The sequence below is a fragment of the Candidatus Pelagibacter sp. uisw_138 genome, from assembly GCF_059512485.2.
In genome coordinates, this window is record NZ_CM183453.2 from 605,208 (window position 1) to 622,736 (window position 17,529).

Annotated in this window: 16 protein-coding genes and 2 tRNA genes; 13 read left to right on the forward strand and 5 right to left on the reverse strand. The window is 29.3% G+C overall.

Annotated elements, in window-relative coordinates:
* Nucleotide 1: 1 nt before the first annotated feature.
* On the reverse strand, nucleotides 2–595 hold the full coding sequence (locus tag AC5YGC_RS03170) for a urate hydroxylase PuuD (RefSeq protein WP_496140193.1): 594 nt from the start codon (nucleotides 593–595) through the stop codon (nucleotides 2–4).
* A gap of 27 nt (nucleotides 596–622) precedes the next feature.
* Nucleotides 623–3,502 (reverse strand): excinuclease ABC subunit UvrA, encoded by a 2,880-nt coding sequence (gene uvrA / locus AC5YGC_RS03175; RefSeq protein ID WP_415279085.1) that lies wholly within the window; start codon nucleotides 3,500–3,502, stop codon nucleotides 623–625.
* A gap of 88 nt (nucleotides 3,503–3,590) precedes the next feature.
* Here uvrA and ssb point away from each other — a divergent pair, with 88 nt between their 5' ends.
* The 6 genes from ssb to AC5YGC_RS03205 all read left to right on the forward strand — a co-directional run bounded on the left by ssb (nucleotide 3,591) and on the right by AC5YGC_RS03205 (nucleotide 9,054).
* Nucleotides 3,591–4,052, forward strand: a complete 462-nt coding sequence (gene ssb / locus AC5YGC_RS03180) for a single-stranded DNA-binding protein (RefSeq protein ID WP_496140194.1) — start codon at nucleotides 3,591–3,593, stop codon at nucleotides 4,050–4,052.
* A gap of 5 nt (nucleotides 4,053–4,057) precedes the next feature.
* Nucleotides 4,058–6,607, forward strand: a complete 2,550-nt coding sequence (gene gyrA, locus AC5YGC_RS03185; RefSeq protein ID WP_496140195.1) for a DNA gyrase subunit A — start codon at nucleotides 4,058–4,060, stop codon at nucleotides 6,605–6,607.
* Complete coding sequence (gene coaD, locus AC5YGC_RS03190) at nucleotides 6,607–7,101, forward strand: pantetheine-phosphate adenylyltransferase (protein WP_415279088.1); 495 nt, start codon at nucleotides 6,607–6,609, stop codon at nucleotides 7,099–7,101. The genes gyrA and coaD overlap by 1 nt, the downstream gene beginning before the upstream one ends.
* Nucleotides 7,094–7,648 carry a peptidylprolyl isomerase gene (locus AC5YGC_RS03195; RefSeq protein ID WP_496140196.1) on the forward strand — a complete coding sequence of 185 codons (555 nt, stop codon included), beginning with the start codon at nucleotides 7,094–7,096 and terminating at the stop codon, nucleotides 7,646–7,648. Before coaD ends, AC5YGC_RS03195 begins: the two co-directional genes overlap by 8 nt.
* 17 nt (nucleotides 7,649–7,665) lie before the next feature.
* Complete coding sequence (gene tgt, locus AC5YGC_RS03200) at nucleotides 7,666–8,778, forward strand: tRNA guanosine(34) transglycosylase Tgt (RefSeq protein WP_496140197.1); 1,113 nt, start codon at nucleotides 7,666–7,668, stop codon at nucleotides 8,776–8,778.
* Nucleotides 8,779–8,978: 200 nt separating this feature from the next.
* A tRNA-Lys gene (locus AC5YGC_RS03205) sits at nucleotides 8,979–9,054 on the forward strand.
* 20 nt (nucleotides 9,055–9,074) lie between these two features.
* Here the strand turns inward: AC5YGC_RS03205 and AC5YGC_RS03210 are convergent.
* Nucleotides 9,075–9,902 (reverse strand): M48 family metalloprotease, encoded by an 828-nt coding sequence (locus AC5YGC_RS03210; protein WP_496140198.1) that lies wholly within the window; start codon nucleotides 9,900–9,902, stop codon nucleotides 9,075–9,077.
* Nucleotides 9,903–10,026: 124 nt separating this feature from the next.
* Here AC5YGC_RS03210 and AC5YGC_RS03215 point away from each other — a divergent pair, with 124 nt between their 5' ends.
* A complete protein-coding gene (locus AC5YGC_RS03215) occupies nucleotides 10,027–10,641 on the forward strand; it encodes a DUF502 domain-containing protein (RefSeq protein ID WP_415324126.1) in 615 nt (204 codons plus the stop codon).
* On the opposite strand, the gene AC5YGC_RS03220 is transcribed toward AC5YGC_RS03215, so the two are convergent.
* Complete coding sequence (locus tag AC5YGC_RS03220) at nucleotides 10,638–12,689, reverse strand: helicase-related protein (protein WP_496140199.1); 2,052 nt, start codon at nucleotides 12,687–12,689, stop codon at nucleotides 10,638–10,640. The two genes, AC5YGC_RS03215 and AC5YGC_RS03220, sit on opposite strands and share 4 nt — an antisense overlap.
* A gap of 24 nt (nucleotides 12,690–12,713) precedes the next feature.
* Between AC5YGC_RS03220 and AC5YGC_RS03225 the strand changes: the two genes are divergently transcribed.
* Nucleotides 12,714–12,980 carry a succinate dehydrogenase assembly factor 2 gene (locus tag AC5YGC_RS03225; RefSeq protein ID WP_496140200.1) on the forward strand — a complete coding sequence of 89 codons (267 nt, stop codon included), beginning with the start codon at nucleotides 12,714–12,716 and terminating at the stop codon, nucleotides 12,978–12,980.
* Here the strand turns inward: AC5YGC_RS03225 and AC5YGC_RS03230 are convergent.
* A tRNA-Ser gene (locus AC5YGC_RS03230) sits at nucleotides 12,981–13,070 on the reverse strand.
* A gap of 92 nt (nucleotides 13,071–13,162) precedes the next feature.
* Here AC5YGC_RS03230 and rarD point away from each other — a divergent pair.
* Genes rarD through tmk form a run of 5 tightly spaced genes read left to right on the forward strand, consistent with a single transcriptional unit; the run spans nucleotide 13,163 to nucleotide 17,528 of the window.
* Nucleotides 13,163–14,044: an EamA family transporter RarD gene (gene rarD / locus AC5YGC_RS03235; RefSeq protein WP_496140201.1), complete on the forward strand. Its 882-nt coding sequence runs from the start codon at nucleotides 13,163–13,165 to the stop codon at nucleotides 14,042–14,044.
* Nucleotides 14,031–15,032 carry a lytic murein transglycosylase gene (locus tag AC5YGC_RS03240; protein ID WP_496140202.1) on the forward strand — a complete coding sequence of 334 codons (1,002 nt, stop codon included), beginning with the start codon at nucleotides 14,031–14,033 and terminating at the stop codon, nucleotides 15,030–15,032. Before rarD ends, AC5YGC_RS03240 begins: the two co-directional genes overlap by 14 nt.
* Complete coding sequence (locus AC5YGC_RS03245) at nucleotides 15,022–15,780, forward strand: hypothetical protein (protein ID WP_496140203.1); 759 nt, start codon at nucleotides 15,022–15,024, stop codon at nucleotides 15,778–15,780. The genes AC5YGC_RS03240 and AC5YGC_RS03245 overlap by 11 nt, the downstream gene beginning before the upstream one ends.
* Nucleotides 15,773–16,924 (forward strand): serine hydrolase, encoded by a 1,152-nt coding sequence (locus AC5YGC_RS03250; RefSeq protein ID WP_496140204.1) that lies wholly within the window; start codon nucleotides 15,773–15,775, stop codon nucleotides 16,922–16,924. The genes AC5YGC_RS03245 and AC5YGC_RS03250 overlap by 8 nt, the downstream gene beginning before the upstream one ends.
* Complete coding sequence (gene tmk / locus AC5YGC_RS03255; RefSeq protein WP_496140205.1) at nucleotides 16,917–17,528, forward strand: dTMP kinase; 612 nt, start codon at nucleotides 16,917–16,919, stop codon at nucleotides 17,526–17,528. The genes AC5YGC_RS03250 and tmk overlap by 8 nt, the downstream gene beginning before the upstream one ends.
* Nucleotide 17,529 lies beyond the last annotated feature (1 nt).

A 17,529-nucleotide genomic window follows, 5' to 3' on the forward strand; every position in this document is an offset into this window, starting at 1 on the left:
TTTAATAAAGATTTTGAGCTGCTACCATTGAAAGTAACATTGGTAACGATAAAAGAGTGTTTGTTCTTGAAAACAACATTGCTGTTCTTGCTGATTTTGCTTTAACATCAGGTTCGCACTCAACCATACCTAGTGCTCTTTTTTGATTTGGCCAAATTATAAACCAAACATTAAATGCCATATATAGACCAAGCCACATACCGATACCGATAGCTGTATTTTTTCCACCACCACCTAAAGTCATAGCATCGTGTAAATAACCATTTAAATAAGCTAAAATTAATCCTGATAGTACAGTTAGTAAAGCGGCCCATCTAAAATAAAATAATGCAGCTGGAGCAATAACTTTGCCTATAGCAGGTTTTTGTTCATCAGGGATTTTTGGCATATTTGGAATTTGTACAAAGTTAAAATACCAAAGGAGCCCAATCCACATAATAGCAACTGTTACGTGAATTAATCTTGTTAACCAACTCCAAAAAATTGTATCAAAATCAAAACCACCATTACCATAAAATAACCCTAGAAAAAATATTATAGCTAAAGCTAATGATGCATGAATTGTTTTTGGTAAAGATGATAGTAAATTGCCCATAATTAGAATCACTTATACACTAATTGTTTAAATCTTTAACTTCTTTTTAAATTTTTCTTCCAGCATAGGCTTTAAGAATTCTCCAGTATAGCTACCTTTTATTTTGATAATATCTTCAGGTTTGCCCTCTGCGATAATATTTCCACCTTTGACACCGCCTTCAGGACCCATATCAACGATATAATCAGCTGTTTTAATTACATCTAAATTATGTTCAATAACAACAACTGTATTTCCTAATGCAACAAATGTGTGCAATATTTCTAATAGTTTTTTTATGTCATGTTGATGAAGACCTGTTGTGGGTTCATCTAATATGTACATAGTTCTTCCTGTAGATCTTTTTGATAGTTCCTTAGCAAGCTTAATACGTTGAGCTTCACCACCGGATAGTGTTGTAGCCTGCTGTCCAATCTTTATATACCCAAGGCCTACTTTTTTTAGTGTTAATAGTTTTGTTTTAATATTTGAAATATTTTCAAAATACTCACATCCTTCATCGACAGACATATCCAATACATCAGCAATACTTTTATCTTTAAATTTTATCTCAAGAGTTTCTCTATTGTATCTGGTTCCCTTGCATTCATCACACTGGATATAAACATCAGGTAAGAAGTGCATCTCGTATGTAATTACACCATCACCTTCACAAGCTTCACATCTTCCACCTTTAACATTAAAAGAAAATCTGCCTGGCTTATATCCTCTTGTTTTTGACTCTGGTAGTGCTGTAAACCAATCTCTAATGGGGCCAAAAGCTCCTGTATAAGTTGCTGGGTTTGATCTAGGTGTTCTTCCAATAGGAGACTGGTCTATATCAATTATTTTATCTATAAGCTCAACACCTTTATAACTCTTAAACTCTTTAGGGACTTTTCTAGCTTTGTTATTCAAGGTTAAATTTAATGCATGATATAATGTTTGTAATATTAGAGTTGATTTACCGCTACCTGAAACACCAGTTACGCAAGTAAAACTTCCTGTTGGAATTTTAAGATTAACGTTGTTCAAGTTATTTCCACTAGCACCATTAATTTCAACAAATCTTCCATTTTTTGCAAGCCTTCTGGTTCTTGGAATTTCTATATACTTTTTATGAGATAAGTATTGACCAGTAATACTGTTTTTATTTTTCAGTATTTCATCATAAGTACCTTGTGCAATTATTTCACCACCATTAGTTCCGGCTTCTGGACCCATATCTATTATATGATCTGCATTTTCCATAGTTTCTGTATCATGCTCAACAACAATTACAGTGTTACCTAAATCTCTTAGTCTTTTTAATGCATTTATTAATTTAACATTATCCTTTTGATGCAATCCAATAGAAGGTTCATCAAGAACATATAATACACCAGTTAATCCAGAACCAATTTGTGATGCGAGCCTTATTCTTTGAGCCTCACCACCAGAAAGAGTTCCTGACTCTCTTGATAATGTTAGATATTCAAGACCAACATTTAAAAGGAACGTTAGTCTTTCATTAATTTCTTTTAAAATATGTTCTGCTATCTTAAATTGTCGTTTATCAAGGTTTTGCTCTAGACCTTTGAACCATTTAGCTGCATCTAAAATAGATTTTTTAGTTACTTCGCTTATATTCTGATTATCAATTTTAACACACAAGGCTTCTTCTTTTAATCTATTACCGTTACATCCTTCACAAGCAGAATCGGATTGGTATTCAGCTATTGCTTCTCTTTTCCATTCACTATCAGATTCAAGAAATCTTCTTTCAAGATTATTTATTACACCTTCAAAAGTTTTTTTATGAGAATATTTTTCATAACCATCATCATAAACAAACTTAATTTCTTCTTCATCAGATCCAAACAATATTACATCTCTAAATTTTTTTGGAAGTTTTTTCCATCTCTCATCTAAAGAAATTCCATAATGTTTAGCAATAGAGGCCAAGGTTTGAGCATAATATAGTGTTGTAGATTTGGCCCATGGTTCTATAGCACCATCTGCTATACTTTTTTTCTCATCAGGAACTACTAAATTTGGATCTACATTCAATTTAATACCTATACCTTCACATTCTGCGCACGCTCCGTACGGACTATTAAAAGAAAAAAGTCTTGGCTCAATCTCTTCAATTGTAAAACCACTTTCTGGACAGGCAAATTTTGTAGAATAAATTAATTTTTCAATTTTTCTAAATTTTTGTGGTAATGTTTCATCTTCATACTCAACAAATACCAATCCATTTGATAAATTTACAGCTGTCTCAATACTTTCAGCAAGTCTATTACCAAGATTGGAATTCAAAACAATTCTATCAACTAAAACAGATATATCATGCTTGAGTTTTTTATCTAAATTAGGTGCATTGTCTATTTCGTATATGACTTCATCAATTTTAATTTTTCTAAAACCTCTTCTTTTATAGCTTAAAATATCTTTTCTATACTCACCCTTACGACCTCTGACCACAGGAGCAAAAATATAAATTGTAGATTTTTTTGGTAATTTTTTTATTAAATCAACAATCTGTGTAATTGTTTGTGATGTAATTGGCTTTCCTGTGAATGGTGAATAGGGAACACCAGCCCTTGCATACAACACCCTCATATAGTCATAAATTTCAGTAACTGTTGCAACAGTTGACCTTGGATTTTTAGATGTATTTTTTTGCTCTATGGCTATCGCAGGACTTAATCCCTCGATAAGATCAACATTTGGTTTTTTCATTTTATCCAAAAATTGACGAGCATAAGCTGATAAACTTTCAACATATCTTCTTTGTCCTTCTGCATAGACAGTGTCAAATGCTAGTGAGGATTTTCCTGAACCAGAAAGACCAGTAATTACAACAAATTGATCTTTGGGTATTTCTACAGAAACATTCTTTAAATTATGCTCCTTAGCACCCTTGATAACTATCTTTTTGATCATAATTTTAGTTGCTTTAAATTAATAAAATTAATATTGAGTTTATATTGTGATATAAAATTAATTAAATTAATAAAGAATTATAAATATTATGGCTGGAAGTTTAAATAAAGTATTATTAATTGGGCGTTTAGGCGCAGACCCAGAAATCAAACAAATGTCGAATGGCAAAAGTCTTGCTACCTTAAGTTTAGCTACTAGCCAATCTTGGAAAGATAAAGCAACTGGCGAAAAAAAAGAAAAAACAGAATGGCACCGAATAGTTGTATTTAATGAAGGGTTAGTCAATGTTGTTCAACAATATTTGAAAAAAGGTGCTCAAATTTATGTTGAGGGGCAGATAACGACTAGAAAATGGAAAGATGAACAATCTGGTCAAGACAAGTATTCAACTGAAATTGTAATTCAAGGATACAATTCTTCACTTACTATGTTGGGTGGTGGAAACACTGGCGGTGGTGGTATTCAAAATGACAATTCGCAAGCTATTGCTAGCAATCCTGATGATAGCCCCCAAGCACCTAATGATATGGATGACGAAATTCCATTTTAGTTTCTATGAAAGACACAGAAATACCTAAAGACAAAAATATTAAACTTATCTCAATGCATGATGAGATGAGCTCATCATACTTGTCATATGCAATGAGTGTAATTGTGAGTAGGGCTCTTCCTGATGTCAGAGATGGACTTAAACCCGTTCATAGAAGAATATTATTTGCCATGTATAAAGGTGGCTACGATTGGTCAAAACAATTTAGAAAATCTGCAAGAATAGTTGGTGATGTTATTGGTAAATATCACCCACATGGAGATCAATCTGTTTATGACGCTCTTGTTAGAATGGTACAAGATTTTTCTATGAGTTTACCTCTTGTTCAGGGTCAAGGTAACTTTGGATCTATTGATGGAGATCCAGCTGCGGCTATGAGATATACGGAAACAAGATTAGCTAAAGTTTCTCAATACTTAATTGATGATATAGAAAAAAATACTGTTGATTATAAAAGTAATTATGATGAAACTGAAAAAGAACCTACAGTTTTACCCGCTCAATATCCTAATTTACTAGTAAACGGTGCAGGTGGTATTGCCGTGGGAATGGCTACAAGCATTCCACCACACAATTTGGGTGAAATTATAGATGGAACATTAGCTTTAATTGAAAATAAAGATGTTAAAATTAAAGAGTTAATGAAACATATACCAGGTCCTGATTTTCCAACAGGTGGTGTCATCATCGGAAAAGAAATTATTAAAGCTGGATATAACGTGGGTCGTGGGTCGTTTAAAATTAGAGGTGAAATTAGTGTTGAAGCACAAAAAAATGGTAGAGAGAGACTCGTTATAACTTCCGTACCATATCAGGTAAATAAATCAGTTTTAAATGAGAGAATTGCCCAACTTGTTAGAGAGAAAAAAATAGAGGGAATAAAAGATATTAGAGACGAATCTAACAGAGAAGGGATTAGAGTTGCTATTGATTTAAGAAATGGTGTTGAACCAGAAACTATTAAAAGATTACTTTATAAAAATACATCTATAGAAAGCTCTTTTGGTTTTAACACTTTAGCTATTGTTGACGGGAAACCTAAAATTTGTAATTTAAAAGAATTTTTATCAAATTTCTTAACATTCCGTGAAGACGTAGTAATCAAAAAAACTAAGTTTGATTTAAAGAAAGCTGAAGACAGAGCTCATATCCTTATTGGATTATCAGTATCTGTTGAGAATTTAGATAAGATTATAAAAATTATACGGTCTTCAAAAACTCCTGATGATGCTAAAAAATCATTATTAAGCACTAAGTGGAAAATAAATAAATCTTTAAAGCTAATTTCACTTGTTGAAGATAAAAAGGGAAAAAATTTATACTCACTATCCGATCCTCAAGTAATTGCTATTTTAGAACTTAGACTTCAAAAACTTACAGCTCTTGGAATTAATGAAATAGAAGTTGAAATTAAAAAATTAGCTGACCTGATCAAAGGTTATAAAAAAATAATTAATTCTAAAAAAGAACTTTTAAACGTAATAAGTGAAGAACTTAAAACTATCAAAGAAAAGTTTGCAGTTCCAAGAAGAACTAAAATTATAGATGCCGTTTTAAACTATGATATCGAAGAGACCATTCAAAAAGAAGAAGTGATTATTACAGTTACTCTTCAGGGTTATATTAAAAGAGGAGCTTTAAGTAGCGTCAAACAGCAAAAAAGAGGTGGTAAAGGAAAATCTGGGATCACAACGAGAGATGAAGATTCTGTGGTTCAAACTTTATCAGTTAATACTCGTACTTCTGTTCTTTTCTTTTCAACAGAAGGACTTGTCTACAAAATTAAAACTTGGAAAATACCTGAAGGATCAACTACATCAAAAGGTAAATCTCTATTCAACATCTTACCATTAAAAAATCATCAATCTATCAGTTCAATAATGCCATTTCCAGATGATGAGAGCGATATGAAAAATCTTCAAATTGTTTTTGCAACTGCAAAAGGCAAAGTTAGAAAAAATAGTTTAGAAGACTTTTCTTCAATTAATTCAGCTGGAAAAATTGCAATAAAGTTAGACCCTAATGACAAAATTGTAGGCGTTGAAATTTGTAAGGATGATCAGGATGTAATGTTAAGTACAAAAAATGGTAAATGCATTAGATTTGAATCAAAAAAACTACGAATATTTAAGGGTAGATCGTCTAAAGGTATTAAAGGTATTGAGTTATCACCTAACGATGAGATCGTTTCTCTATCAATAGCAAATAAAGAAAAAACAAAAAAAGATTCAAAGTCTGAAGAAAGATTTGTTTTATCTATTACAGAAAATGGATACGGCAAAAAAACTTTGAACAATGAATATAGAGTTACCAATAGAGGTGGTAAGGGTATAATTGGAATTATTAACTCACCAAGAAACGGCAGTATATGCTCGTCGTTTCCAGTTATTGAAGGCGATGATGTAATGATTTCAACAAATAAAGGAAGAGTAATTAGAGTTGCTGTTAAAGAGATAAGAACAGCTGGAAGAAATACTCAGGGTGTAAGAATTATCAAATTATCCGGTGATGAAAAAGTTGTTTCGGCAATAAAAATTGATGATAACTTGGACTAATGAAAAAAGTTGCTGTATATCCTGGAACATTTGACCCTATAACTTTTGGTCATATTGACGTTATAAAAAAAGCTTTAAAGTTATTTGATAAAGTTATTGTTGCTGCTTCTGATGGTACTAATAAAAATTATCTTTTTAATTCACTTGAAAGAATACAGTTAATTAAAAAAGCTCTATTTGTTGATTTAAAGTTTGATAAAAAAAAGATTGAAGTTATTTCATTTACATCTTTAACAACTGATTTATGTAAAAAATACAAATCTAATATTATTTTAAGGGGTCTAAGAGCTGTATCTGACTTTGAATATGAATTTCAATTAGCTGGAATGAATAGAAAATTAAGCAACAATATAGAAACAATCTTTTTAATGTCTGATGTTGAAAATCAAATTATTTCATCAAGATTTGTTAAAGAAATAGTGAGACTAAAAGGTGATATAAAAAAATTTACTACAAAAAGTACAATAAAGTCTTTAAAAGAGAAATATGAATAAATTTATAACAAAATTTTTAATTTTATTTTTTATACTAACCAATAATATAATCGCACAGGAGAATATAATGATTTTAAAACTTAAAGATGGAGATATTAAAATAGAACTTTTTGAAGATGTTGCCCCCAACCATGTTAAAAGAATTAAACAATTAGCCAAAGATGGAAAATATGATGGTGTTGTATTTCATAGGGTAATTGATGGCTTTATGGCTCAAACAGGAGATGTACAATTTGGTAACTCTTCTAATGACCAATTTGATTTAAAAAGAGCTGGAATGGGTGGTTCTGATTTACTAGATCTTAAAGAAGAATTTAGCGACTTACCTCATGAAAGAGGAACCTTGTCTATGGCTAGATCACAAGATCCAAATAGTGCTAATAGTCAATTTTTTATTTGTTTCAAAGAGGCATCATTCCTAGATAGGCAATATACTGTTTTTGGTAAAGTTATTGAAGGTATGGACCTGGTCGATAAAATTAAAAGAGGAGACCAAAATAATAACGGTTCCGTTACTAACCCAGATAAAATTATTAGCTTTAAATAATATTAATACACCTTTCAATGACATTAAAAAATTTCAAATTTAATGTCATTGAAAATGATAAATTTGCCAGAACTGGTATTATTGAAACCCATAGAGGCAACATTCAAACACCTGCTTTCATGCCTGTCGGTACTCAGGCAACTGTAAAAGCTTGTCTTATTGATGATGTTATTAAAACTGGTTCTGAAATAATATTATCTAACACCTATCATTTAATGATTAGACCTGGTGTAGATAGAATAATTTCTGCAGGAGGACTTCATAAGTTTATGAATTGTGAGCTTCCGATACTTACAGATTCTGGTGGGTTTCAAGTTATGTCACTTTCAAAATTAAACAAAGTAGACAGAGAAAAAGGTGCAATATTTAACTCTCATGTAGATGGTAAAAAATTCATATTAAGTCCCGAAGAGAGCATTAGAGTTCAAAAAGGATTAGACTCAGATATTGTTATGATCATGGATGAGTGTCCTAAAAAAACTACTGACTATAATATAATTAATAAATCTATGGAATTATCCATATATTGGGCTGAAAGATCTAAAACAGCTTTTGGTTTAAACCCACATAAAGCTTTATTTGGAATAGTTCAGGGTGGTTTATTCAAAGATTTAAGAACAAAATCTCTTAATGAGTTAATTAAAATTGGCTTTGATGGCTATGCAATAGGAGGTCTTGCAGTTGGAGAGAGTCAAGATGAAATGTTTAGTGTTCTAGATGATTTAAAAAATATTATGCCTGATGATAAACCAAGATATTTAATGGGTGTAGGGACGCCAGCTGATATTCTGGGTGCTGTTAAGAGAGGTGTTGATATGTTTGATTGTGTAATGCCAACGAGATCTGGAAGAACCGGTTTAGCTTTCACTTGGAAAGGTCGTATAAATATTAAAAATAATAAATTTAAAAATGATAATGAGCCTCTTGATCCAAATTGTTCAAATCTAAATCTTAACAAGTATTCAAAAAACTATCTAAATCATCTATTTAATACGAATGAAATACTGGGTTCTACACTTTTAACCTTACATAACATCAACTTTTATCAAGAATTAATGTCTTCTATTAGAGAAAATATTAAAAAAGGTACATTTGATAAATTTCATGATGAATACATTGATAAGTTGTAATTTAAATATTTGCAATTTGTGATGTTATGGAATAAATAATTGTTTTTTGGTAATAAAAATTATTCAAGTTTGATATTTTTTTATTGTTTAGATTTTTAAGTGTAAAGAAATTTAAAAATTTTAAAGAAGACTTCACCAAAAGTTTTTTTTTAAAATTAAATAAAAAAAAACATTTATCTTAACTTCATTAATTTATATGTGGGCCCTTAGCTCAGTTGGTAGAGCAATTCCCTTTTAAGGAATGGGTCGATGGTTCGAGTCCATCAGGGCTCACCACTAAAATAATTTCTAAAATATTAACTAATCGTAATCGGTGGATAGTCTAAAATGACACTGTTTTCCCATTCTGATAAATCTTTTATTCTTTTAGAGGAAGATGGGTGCGTGCTCATAAATTGAGGGGGTTCTTTGCCTTTATTTTCTGCTTTCATTCTTTCCCATAACCTTTTAGTTTCCCTGATATCAAAACCAGATAATGAAGCAAAAATCATTCCCAGGTAATCAGCCTCACTTTCTTGGGTTCTTGAGAAAGGATTCATTATACCTATTTGGGATAATAGTCCTACAGTGTTCATGCCGGTTGCTTGATTGATCTGTCCTAATTTTCCACCTGAAAAAATATCAATCAAAGATGTTCCAGTTTGTAAAAGTGCACTTCTACTAGCTCTTTCAACTGAATGTTTAGCAACAGCATGTGCAATTTCATGACCCATGACTGATGCAAGACCATTTGTATTTTTTGTAACATCAAGTATTCCTGTGTACACAGCAATTTTACCACCAGGCATACACCAAGCATTTTTAACTTTTTTATTATCTATTAAAATATACTCCCAATCAAAATTAACAGTAGGATCGTTTAAACCCACTCTATAAAAATATTCAGATATAGAGTCTTCCATTCTTTTTCCAATATCTTTAATTTCATTTAGTGTTTTAGTGTCATCACTCATTTTCTCTTTTTCTTTGACCTTTTCAAAAATTTGAGCTGCTTGAGCGTTTAATTTAGATTCAGGTATAATTTTTAATTGCCTTCTGTCAGTAATTGGCGCTGTAGAACAAGCACCTAACATCAAGCCTGAACATCCGCACCCAACATAATTTAAAAATTTTCTTCTATTCATTTTATTAAAATTTTGATAATCATATAAATATATACTTTTATGAATTTAAACAATAAAATCTTAGTTACACTTTTCATTATAGCTGTTTCATTTGTTGTTTATTCAAGTTATAGCTAAATTATCTATGCCTATTAAGAAAAAAAAATCATTAGCTCTTAAATTAAGAAACTATTTTTTCACAGGGGTAATTGTTTTAATACCGATTGGGTTTACACTTTATCTAAGCAAATTCTTAATAAATTTTTCAACAAATTTAGTACCATCAGGATTAAATCCTAATACTTATCTTCCATATGCAATTCCAGGTATTGAAATAATTTTAACAATTATTTTTATTACGGTTGTTGGTGGCCTTTCTTTAACTTTTATAGGTAAAAAATTTTTACAAATAATTGACGATTTATTTAAAAGAATGCCGATACTAAGAACTATTTACTCTGCGATTGGACAAATGACAGATTCTTTTAGAGAGCAAGAGGGTAATAAAAAAAGCGTAGTGCTAGTTGAGTATCCAAGAAAAGGATCTTGGGCCGTGGGTTTTGCTACCAAAGAAAATACAGGTGAAATTAAAGCTAAAACAAATATTAACTTGGTTAATGTTTTTGTTCCAACAACGCCCAACCCAACAAGTGGCTTTCTGCTAATGATACCAAAAGAAGATTTGATTTATTTGGATATGACATTTGAAGAAGCGTCAAAATTTATAGTTTCGGCGGGAACCTCTAAGCCAAAAAGCTAAACCATATCGTTAATTATATCTGCTTGATCGTATAACTTGAGTAATGCTTTATATTTTTTAATATCAATATTTTCTAATTCTATTTTTTTAATTTGTTTCTCTGCCATTAAAAATAAGTCTTCGTTTTGAATGGGGTCCGCCAATCTAAAATTTTTAACCCCACTTTGTTTAAACCCAAGTAAATCACCAAAACCTCTTAACTTCATATCTTCTTCTGAAATTTCAAAACCATCATTGGAATTCTTTAGGATATTTATTCTTTTTTTAGCATTAACGGTTAAATTAGACTTAAACATCAATATACAACTAGCTTGTTTTGTTCCACGTCCAACTCTGCCTCTTAATTGATGTAACTGTGATAATCCAAATTTATTAGCATTTTCTATTATGATTACATTGGCATTAGGAAAATCAATACCAACTTCTATAATTGTTGTTGAAACTAAGATTGAATATTTTTTGTTTAAAAATTTATTCAATATTTCTTCTTTTTCTTCATTATCAATTTTTCCGTGGAGTAATGCAACATTATTTGGGAAAATTTCATTAAGAAATTTGTATTTAGTAACTGACGATTGGTGATCTAATTTTTTTGATTCTTCTATCAAGGGACATACCCAGAAAATTTGGTTTCCTTCTTTTATTTCTTTTTTTACAAAATTAATAACATCATCTATTTTACTTTCTAATTTACTATAAGTTTTAACCTCTTTTCTATTACTTGGTTTTTCCTTAATAATAGAAACATCCATATCACCATAAACTGACATAGTTAGGGTTCTTGGAATTGGTGTTGCTGACATTAAAAGAACATCACAATTATCACCACCCTTATCTGATAAAAGCTTTCTTTGCCTAACTCCAAATTTATGCTGTTCATCAATTATAATATAACCAAGGTTTGCAAAAACTATTTTTTTTTGAAAAATTGCATGCGTGCCAAAAACCATTTGAATTTTATTGTTTTCTAATTCTTTTACAATTCTTTTTTTTTCACTATTTTCACTCTTACTGGAAAGTAATTCAATTTTAATATTTTTAGGAAATAGTTTTTTTGCCAAACTATAATGCTGTCTAGCTAATATTTCAGTAGGGGCCATTAATGCAACTTGGAACCCTGAACTAATGACACTTAAAGAAGAAATTAATGCAACAATAGTTTTGCCACTTCCAACGTCACCCTGCAAAAGTCTAAACATTTTACTTTTAGAATTTAGGTCATTATTGATATCATTTAATGAAATTTTTTGATCATTAGTAAGAGTAAAATCTAATTTATTAACTATATTATTATGGGCTTTTTCAGTAAAATTTTTTGATATTTTTTTTATTTTTTTTATTTTTTTTCTAATTTCTGAATTAACTAAAAATGATGCCAGTATTTCATCATAAGCAAGCCTTTTATAAAAATCAGATTTATAATTTTCAATATTTTTTGGATCATGTAATTTTATTATTGATTCATTCCAGCTTTGATTATTAAAATTTTTTAATATGTCTTTGTCATGCCACTCAGTTAAAGTAGGTAAGTTTTTTAATATTTGATTAATGATTTTATTATAAGTTTTTTCAGTAATCCCATCCGTTAGCGAATACTTATTATCAATATTTTCAATTAAAGAGCTGTCCTGTGAAATATACGTGGGATTTGTTATTTGATATCGCCCTTTATAATTACTTATCTTACCACTAATTGTCACCTCTTCATTTAACGGTAAAATTTTCCTCACATATCCTTCGTGACTATTAAAAAATATACAATCAATCTTTCCAGTTTCATCAATACAATTTACTCTATTTGGTAAGTTTCGAATTCTTGGAAATTGATATTTTAGTGGAACAATTCTGATAGTTTGAATAACACCTATTTGTAGGTCACAAATTTTACTAACTAGGGTTCTGTCTGTATAAGACTTAGGCAATCTCCACAGTAAGTCAAAAATATTATTTACTTTTTTTTTCTTTAAAATTTCCATGGTTTTTTTACCCACCCCATTTAATTTAGTGAGATCAGCCAATAAATAATCGTAATTATTCTTATTTTTCATGTTAGATGTAATATAATAATTTTTATGACCATTAATATAAAGGATTTAAAAAATAAAATAATTTATAGAGCCAACTATAGAGGCACTAAAGAAATGGATAAACTGCTAGGTTCATTTACTAAAAAATATATTGATCATTTTAAAGAGCAAGAGTTAAAGCTTTTATGTGATTTGCTGGATTATGATGATGAAAATCTTTATAAATTTAATCAAGGTCAAAATTTAACAATTCAAATTAAGCTAAATAAAGTTACGGAGATTTTTAAAAATTATAAATACATCAGTGAATAGTGGCGGAGAGACTGAGATTCGAACTCAGGAAAGAGTTGCCCCTTTGCCGGTTTTCAAGACCGGTGCATTCAACCGCTCTGCCATCTCTCCGTTAGCAACGTTTTATTATTATAAATTTTTAATTCAACAATAAAATTGATAAATTGAACAGATAATCATTTAATAAGTATAATTTTATTACTATGGAAAAGAAAAAATTCAATAAAGGTATAGGTTTAACTGCATTAGGATCTTTTTGGTGGGGTGTTATTGGGGTTATTTACTTCAAATATATTTCTTTTGCTGGGTCTATAGAGGTAGTGATCCATCGTTGCGTATGGACATCTGTAGTTTTAATAATAACTACTTTTTATTTTTCTAAATGGGATGTTTTTTTTGAAATTATAAAAAATAAAAGGAGCATAATTTATTTATTTTTTTCAAGCTTACTAATTTTTATAAATTGGGCAACTTGGATTTATGCTGTAGGTACAGAAAAAATTATTGATGCAAGTTTTGGTTATTTTATTATGCCTATCTTAAGTGTATTCTTAGGGTATATTTTTTATGGTGAAAAAATAAATAAAAGAAGAGGTCTTTCCATACTGCTAGTTTTGTTATCTATATTATTTCTCTTATTTAAAAGTTTTCACTCAATCCCTTGGGTCGGAATAATTGTTGCTCTAAGTTGGGGTTTTTACAACCTTCTTAGAAAAAAAGTTAATGTTGATACTGATGTTGGCCTTTTAATAGAAAGTCTTTTCATATTACCGTTTGCTTTATTTTCATTTTTTTTACTTTTTAAAAACAATCTAAATATCTTTAGTTTGAATGATCCTTCGTTGATGTTTATATTAATGTTAGCTGGGCCAATGACTGTCATACCTCTATTTCTATACGTAAGAGGTGTTGAGCTGTGTGGTCTTGGACCCACTGGAATGATTTTCTATATAACTCCAACTTTTCAGTTTTTATTAGGCTTTTTTTATTATGAGGAGGCTTTTTCTTTCGATAAATCATTAAGTTTCATTTTAATATGGATTGCTGTAATTATTTATTTAAAAGATTTATATGAAAATAATTAAATATTTTATAATTATATTTTTCACAATTATCCACGGAACATTAAATGCCAATGAAAAAGAATTTAACGAGTGGTTGGTAAATTTTAAAGTTTATGCTTTAGAAAAAAAAATTTCAGAAAAGACATTCAATCTAGCAATGTCTGATGTTGTATTTTTACCCAAGGTGATAAAATATGACCGTTTTCAACCCGAGTTCTATGAAGATACAAAAACTTACATATCGAAGAGAACCTCTAAACAAAAAGTAAATATGGGTGCTCAACTTTATGGATTGAATAAAGATTTCATAAATATAATAGATGATAAATTTTCAGTTGAGAAAGAGTTACTTTTAGCTTTGATGGGGATAGAGACTAATTTTGGAACTTATGTAGGAAAAATGGATATATTATCATCTCTTGCAACTTTAAGTTATGATCAACGAAGATCTGATTTTTTTACTAATGAGTTAATTACAATTCTTCAATTAATAGATGCAGGGAAAATAGACCATAATATTTTATATGGTTCGTGGGCAGGAGCTTTCGGTTTTTTCCAATTTATGCCCTCTACTATAGACAACTATGCGATAGACTATGATAAAAATAACATTATTGAGCTTAAATCAACTATAGATTCATTTGCTTCTGCAGCCAACTATATAAATAAAATAGGATGGAAGAAAAACCAACCTTGTTTCATAAAAGTCAAATTAAAAAAAAATATACCTAACAATATATTAAACACATCCGCAAAAAAACTTCACAATAAAAATAAATTTAAACTACTAAAAAAATATTTAATTAATGATGAAAGTTTTAATGTTGTTGATGAAAATTTGATTGCATCAATAATAACACCAGATAAAGATATTATACCTGATGCTCAAAATTTAGATCCAGCCTATATAGTTTTTGAAAATTATGAAAAAATACTACAATGGAATAGATCCTTAAGATTTGGACTTGCGGTATGTACTTTAAAGGAAAAATTTGAAAATGCTTTATAAGAAACTATTAATCTTATGCTGCTTCATATTGTTAAATAACTGTACGGCAACCAACTTAACAAAAAATACAATTTCTAATTCATTGGATAATCCATTTATAAACAATGGATTTAGTCTTATTTATAGTGATAAGTTTTATGATAATAAGATTATTTCAAAAAAAATTGACAAACGAAGCCTAGTTATTTTTCAAAAAAATTTAAAAAAAAATACAATTGTTAAAATTACCAATATTTTAAATAATAAATCTGTTATAGCCACTGTTGGTAGTAATGCTGATTATCCCTTATTTAATAATGCAGTATTATCATTGAGAATAGCAGATGAAATAGGGTTAAATGAAAATGAACCTTATGTAGAAATTTTAGAAATACTAGAAGATGCACTATTTGTAGCAAAAAGAACGAAAACATTTGAAGAAGAAAAAAAAGTTGCCAACAAGGCTCCAGTTAACAATATCAATATTAGTGATCTTAACATTAAAGAAAAAAATACCAAAAATGAATTAAGTAAAAAATTCTCTTACAAAATAAAAATAGCTGATTTTTATTTTAATGATACAGCATTATTGCTAGTTGATAGAATCATTAAAGAAACAACGATTAGGGATGCTAAAATCAAAAAAATTAATGAAAAAAAATATAGAGTATATGCTGGTCCTTTTAATAACATTAACTCTCTACAAAAATCATTTAATGATATAAGCATACTTGAATTTGAAAATATCGTAATTATAAAAAATGATTAAATTAAAACTTATAACAATTTTATTGACACTCTTATTAACAGCCAATTCTAATGCTGCGTTTAATGTAAAGGCTAGAACAGCAATATTACAAGACTATCTTTCAGGTGAAATATTATTTGAAAAAGATGCTGATAAATCAATTTATCCAGCTTCAATGACAAAAATTATGACTACCATTATTGCGTTTGATTTAATTAGAAGTGGTGATTTAAATCTGGATGAAAAATTTTTAGTGTCCGAGAATGCTTGGAGACTTTCGTCAGCTGGCTATTCTTCGATGTTTATAATGGTGGGTGATGAAGTTAGTGTAGAAAATTTACTTAAGGGGATAATTATTGTATCTGGTAATGATGCATGTGTTGCCTTAGCTGAGGGTATAGCTGGTACAGAGGATGAATTTGCAGTGATGATGACGGCTAAAGCTAAAGAATTAGGAATGGATAATACTAATTTTGCTAATTCATCAGGGATTAATAATACCGAAAACGTATCAACGGTAAGAGATATTATGATCATGTCCAGATATCTTATTAAAGAATTTCCTGAAGAATATAAGTATTTTGCAGAAAGAGAATTTACTTGGGACAGAACAGGGGGTGACCCCATTACTCAAGGTAATAGAAATCCTCTATTATATAAAAAACTTGGAGCAGATGGAATCAAAACTGGTTATTTAGCTGTTGAAAAATATTCTCTAGCGTCATCTGTAGAAAGAAATGGAAGACGATTAATAGCAGTAGGCAGTGGCTTCAATACTAAAAATGATAGATCTCGCGAAAGTGCTAAACTTTTAACCTGGGGCTTAACAAATTTTGACTTAGTTGAAATCACAAAAGCAAACACACCAATAGAAGATATAGATGTTTGGTTAGGTAAAAAAGATACTGTTAAAGCTTATATAAAAAATGATATCTATAAAACTATTCCAAAAGCAAAAAAAAGACTATTGAAAGTATCATTGAATTACAATGGTCCAATTCAAGCTCCTATTAAAAAAGATGATATCTTGGGAAAATTAAAGTTAAGCTTTGATGGTGAACTTATCGAAGAATATGATTTACTTGCTTATGAAGATGTTAAAAAATTAAATGTTTTTTCAAGGTTAATGAAATCAATTAATTTTTTAATTTGGGGCGATGTCTAAGAAACCAATAATAGTATTTGAAGGTATAGAGGGTACTGGTAAATCCCATCATATAAAGAAAATTGCAAATTACTTAACACGTAAAAAAATTAAATTTATTAAAATTAGAGAACCTGGCGGCAGTGCAAATTCAGAAAAAATTAGAAATCTTATTCTAGATAACAAGTCTACATTTAATAAAGAAACTGATTTACTACTTTATCTTTCAGCAAGAAGTGAAAATGTAGAAATTATAAGACAAAATGCTGGTAAAAAAATCATACTGATAGACAGGTTTTCAGACTCAACAATTGCTTACCAACATTATGGAATGGGTGTAAACCTAAAATTTATCCAAAATATCAACAATCATCTTTTAAGAAATATTAAAATTGATTTTACTTTTTTAAATACCGTTAATTTATCAAATATGAAAAAAAGACTTAGACTAAGAAAAAAGCTTAATAGGTACGATAAATTTAACAGTAAGTTTTATGAAAAAGTACAAAATGGTTTTATAAGAATATTAAAAAAAAATCCCAAAAAATATATTAAAATAAATTCAAATCTAGATATAGATCTTAATGAAAATATAATATTAAATAAAATTAATGATTTAATTTAGA

Coding starts and splice junctions, on each gene's coding strand:
- AC5YGC_RS03170 (WP_496140193.1), bottom strand. CDS start 595: ATGGGCAATTTACTATCATCTTTACCAAAAACAATTCATGCATCATTA.
- tmk (WP_496140205.1), top strand. CDS start 16,917: ATGTCTAAGAAACCAATAATAGTATTTGAAGGTATAGAGGGTACTGGT.
- AC5YGC_RS03250 (WP_496140204.1), top strand. CDS start 15,773: ATGATTAAATTAAAACTTATAACAATTTTATTGACACTCTTATTAACA.
- coaD (WP_415279088.1), top strand. CDS start 6,607: ATGAAAAAAGTTGCTGTATATCCTGGAACATTTGACCCTATAACTTTT.
- AC5YGC_RS03195 (WP_496140196.1), top strand. CDS start 7,094: ATGAATAAATTTATAACAAAATTTTTAATTTTATTTTTTATACTAACC.
- AC5YGC_RS03220 (WP_496140199.1), bottom strand. CDS start 12,689: ATGAAAAATAAGAATAATTACGATTATTTATTGGCTGATCTCACTAAA.
- AC5YGC_RS03240 (WP_496140202.1), top strand. CDS start 14,031: ATGAAAATAATTAAATATTTTATAATTATATTTTTCACAATTATCCAC.
- ssb (WP_496140194.1), top strand. CDS start 3,591: ATGGCTGGAAGTTTAAATAAAGTATTATTAATTGGGCGTTTAGGCGCA.
- uvrA (WP_415279085.1), bottom strand. CDS start 3,502: ATGATCAAAAAGATAGTTATCAAGGGTGCTAAGGAGCATAATTTAAAG.
- rarD (WP_496140201.1), top strand. CDS start 13,163: ATGGAAAAGAAAAAATTCAATAAAGGTATAGGTTTAACTGCATTAGGA.
- AC5YGC_RS03215 (WP_415324126.1), top strand. CDS start 10,027: ATGCCTATTAAGAAAAAAAAATCATTAGCTCTTAAATTAAGAAACTAT.
- AC5YGC_RS03245 (WP_496140203.1), top strand. CDS start 15,022: ATGCTTTATAAGAAACTATTAATCTTATGCTGCTTCATATTGTTAAAT.
- gyrA (WP_496140195.1), top strand. CDS start 4,058: ATGAAAGACACAGAAATACCTAAAGACAAAAATATTAAACTTATCTCA.
- AC5YGC_RS03210 (WP_496140198.1), bottom strand. CDS start 9,902: ATGAATAGAAGAAAATTTTTAAATTATGTTGGGTGCGGATGTTCAGGC.
- tgt (WP_496140197.1), top strand. CDS start 7,666: ATGACATTAAAAAATTTCAAATTTAATGTCATTGAAAATGATAAATTT.
- AC5YGC_RS03225 (WP_496140200.1), top strand. CDS start 12,714: ATGACCATTAATATAAAGGATTTAAAAAATAAAATAATTTATAGAGCC.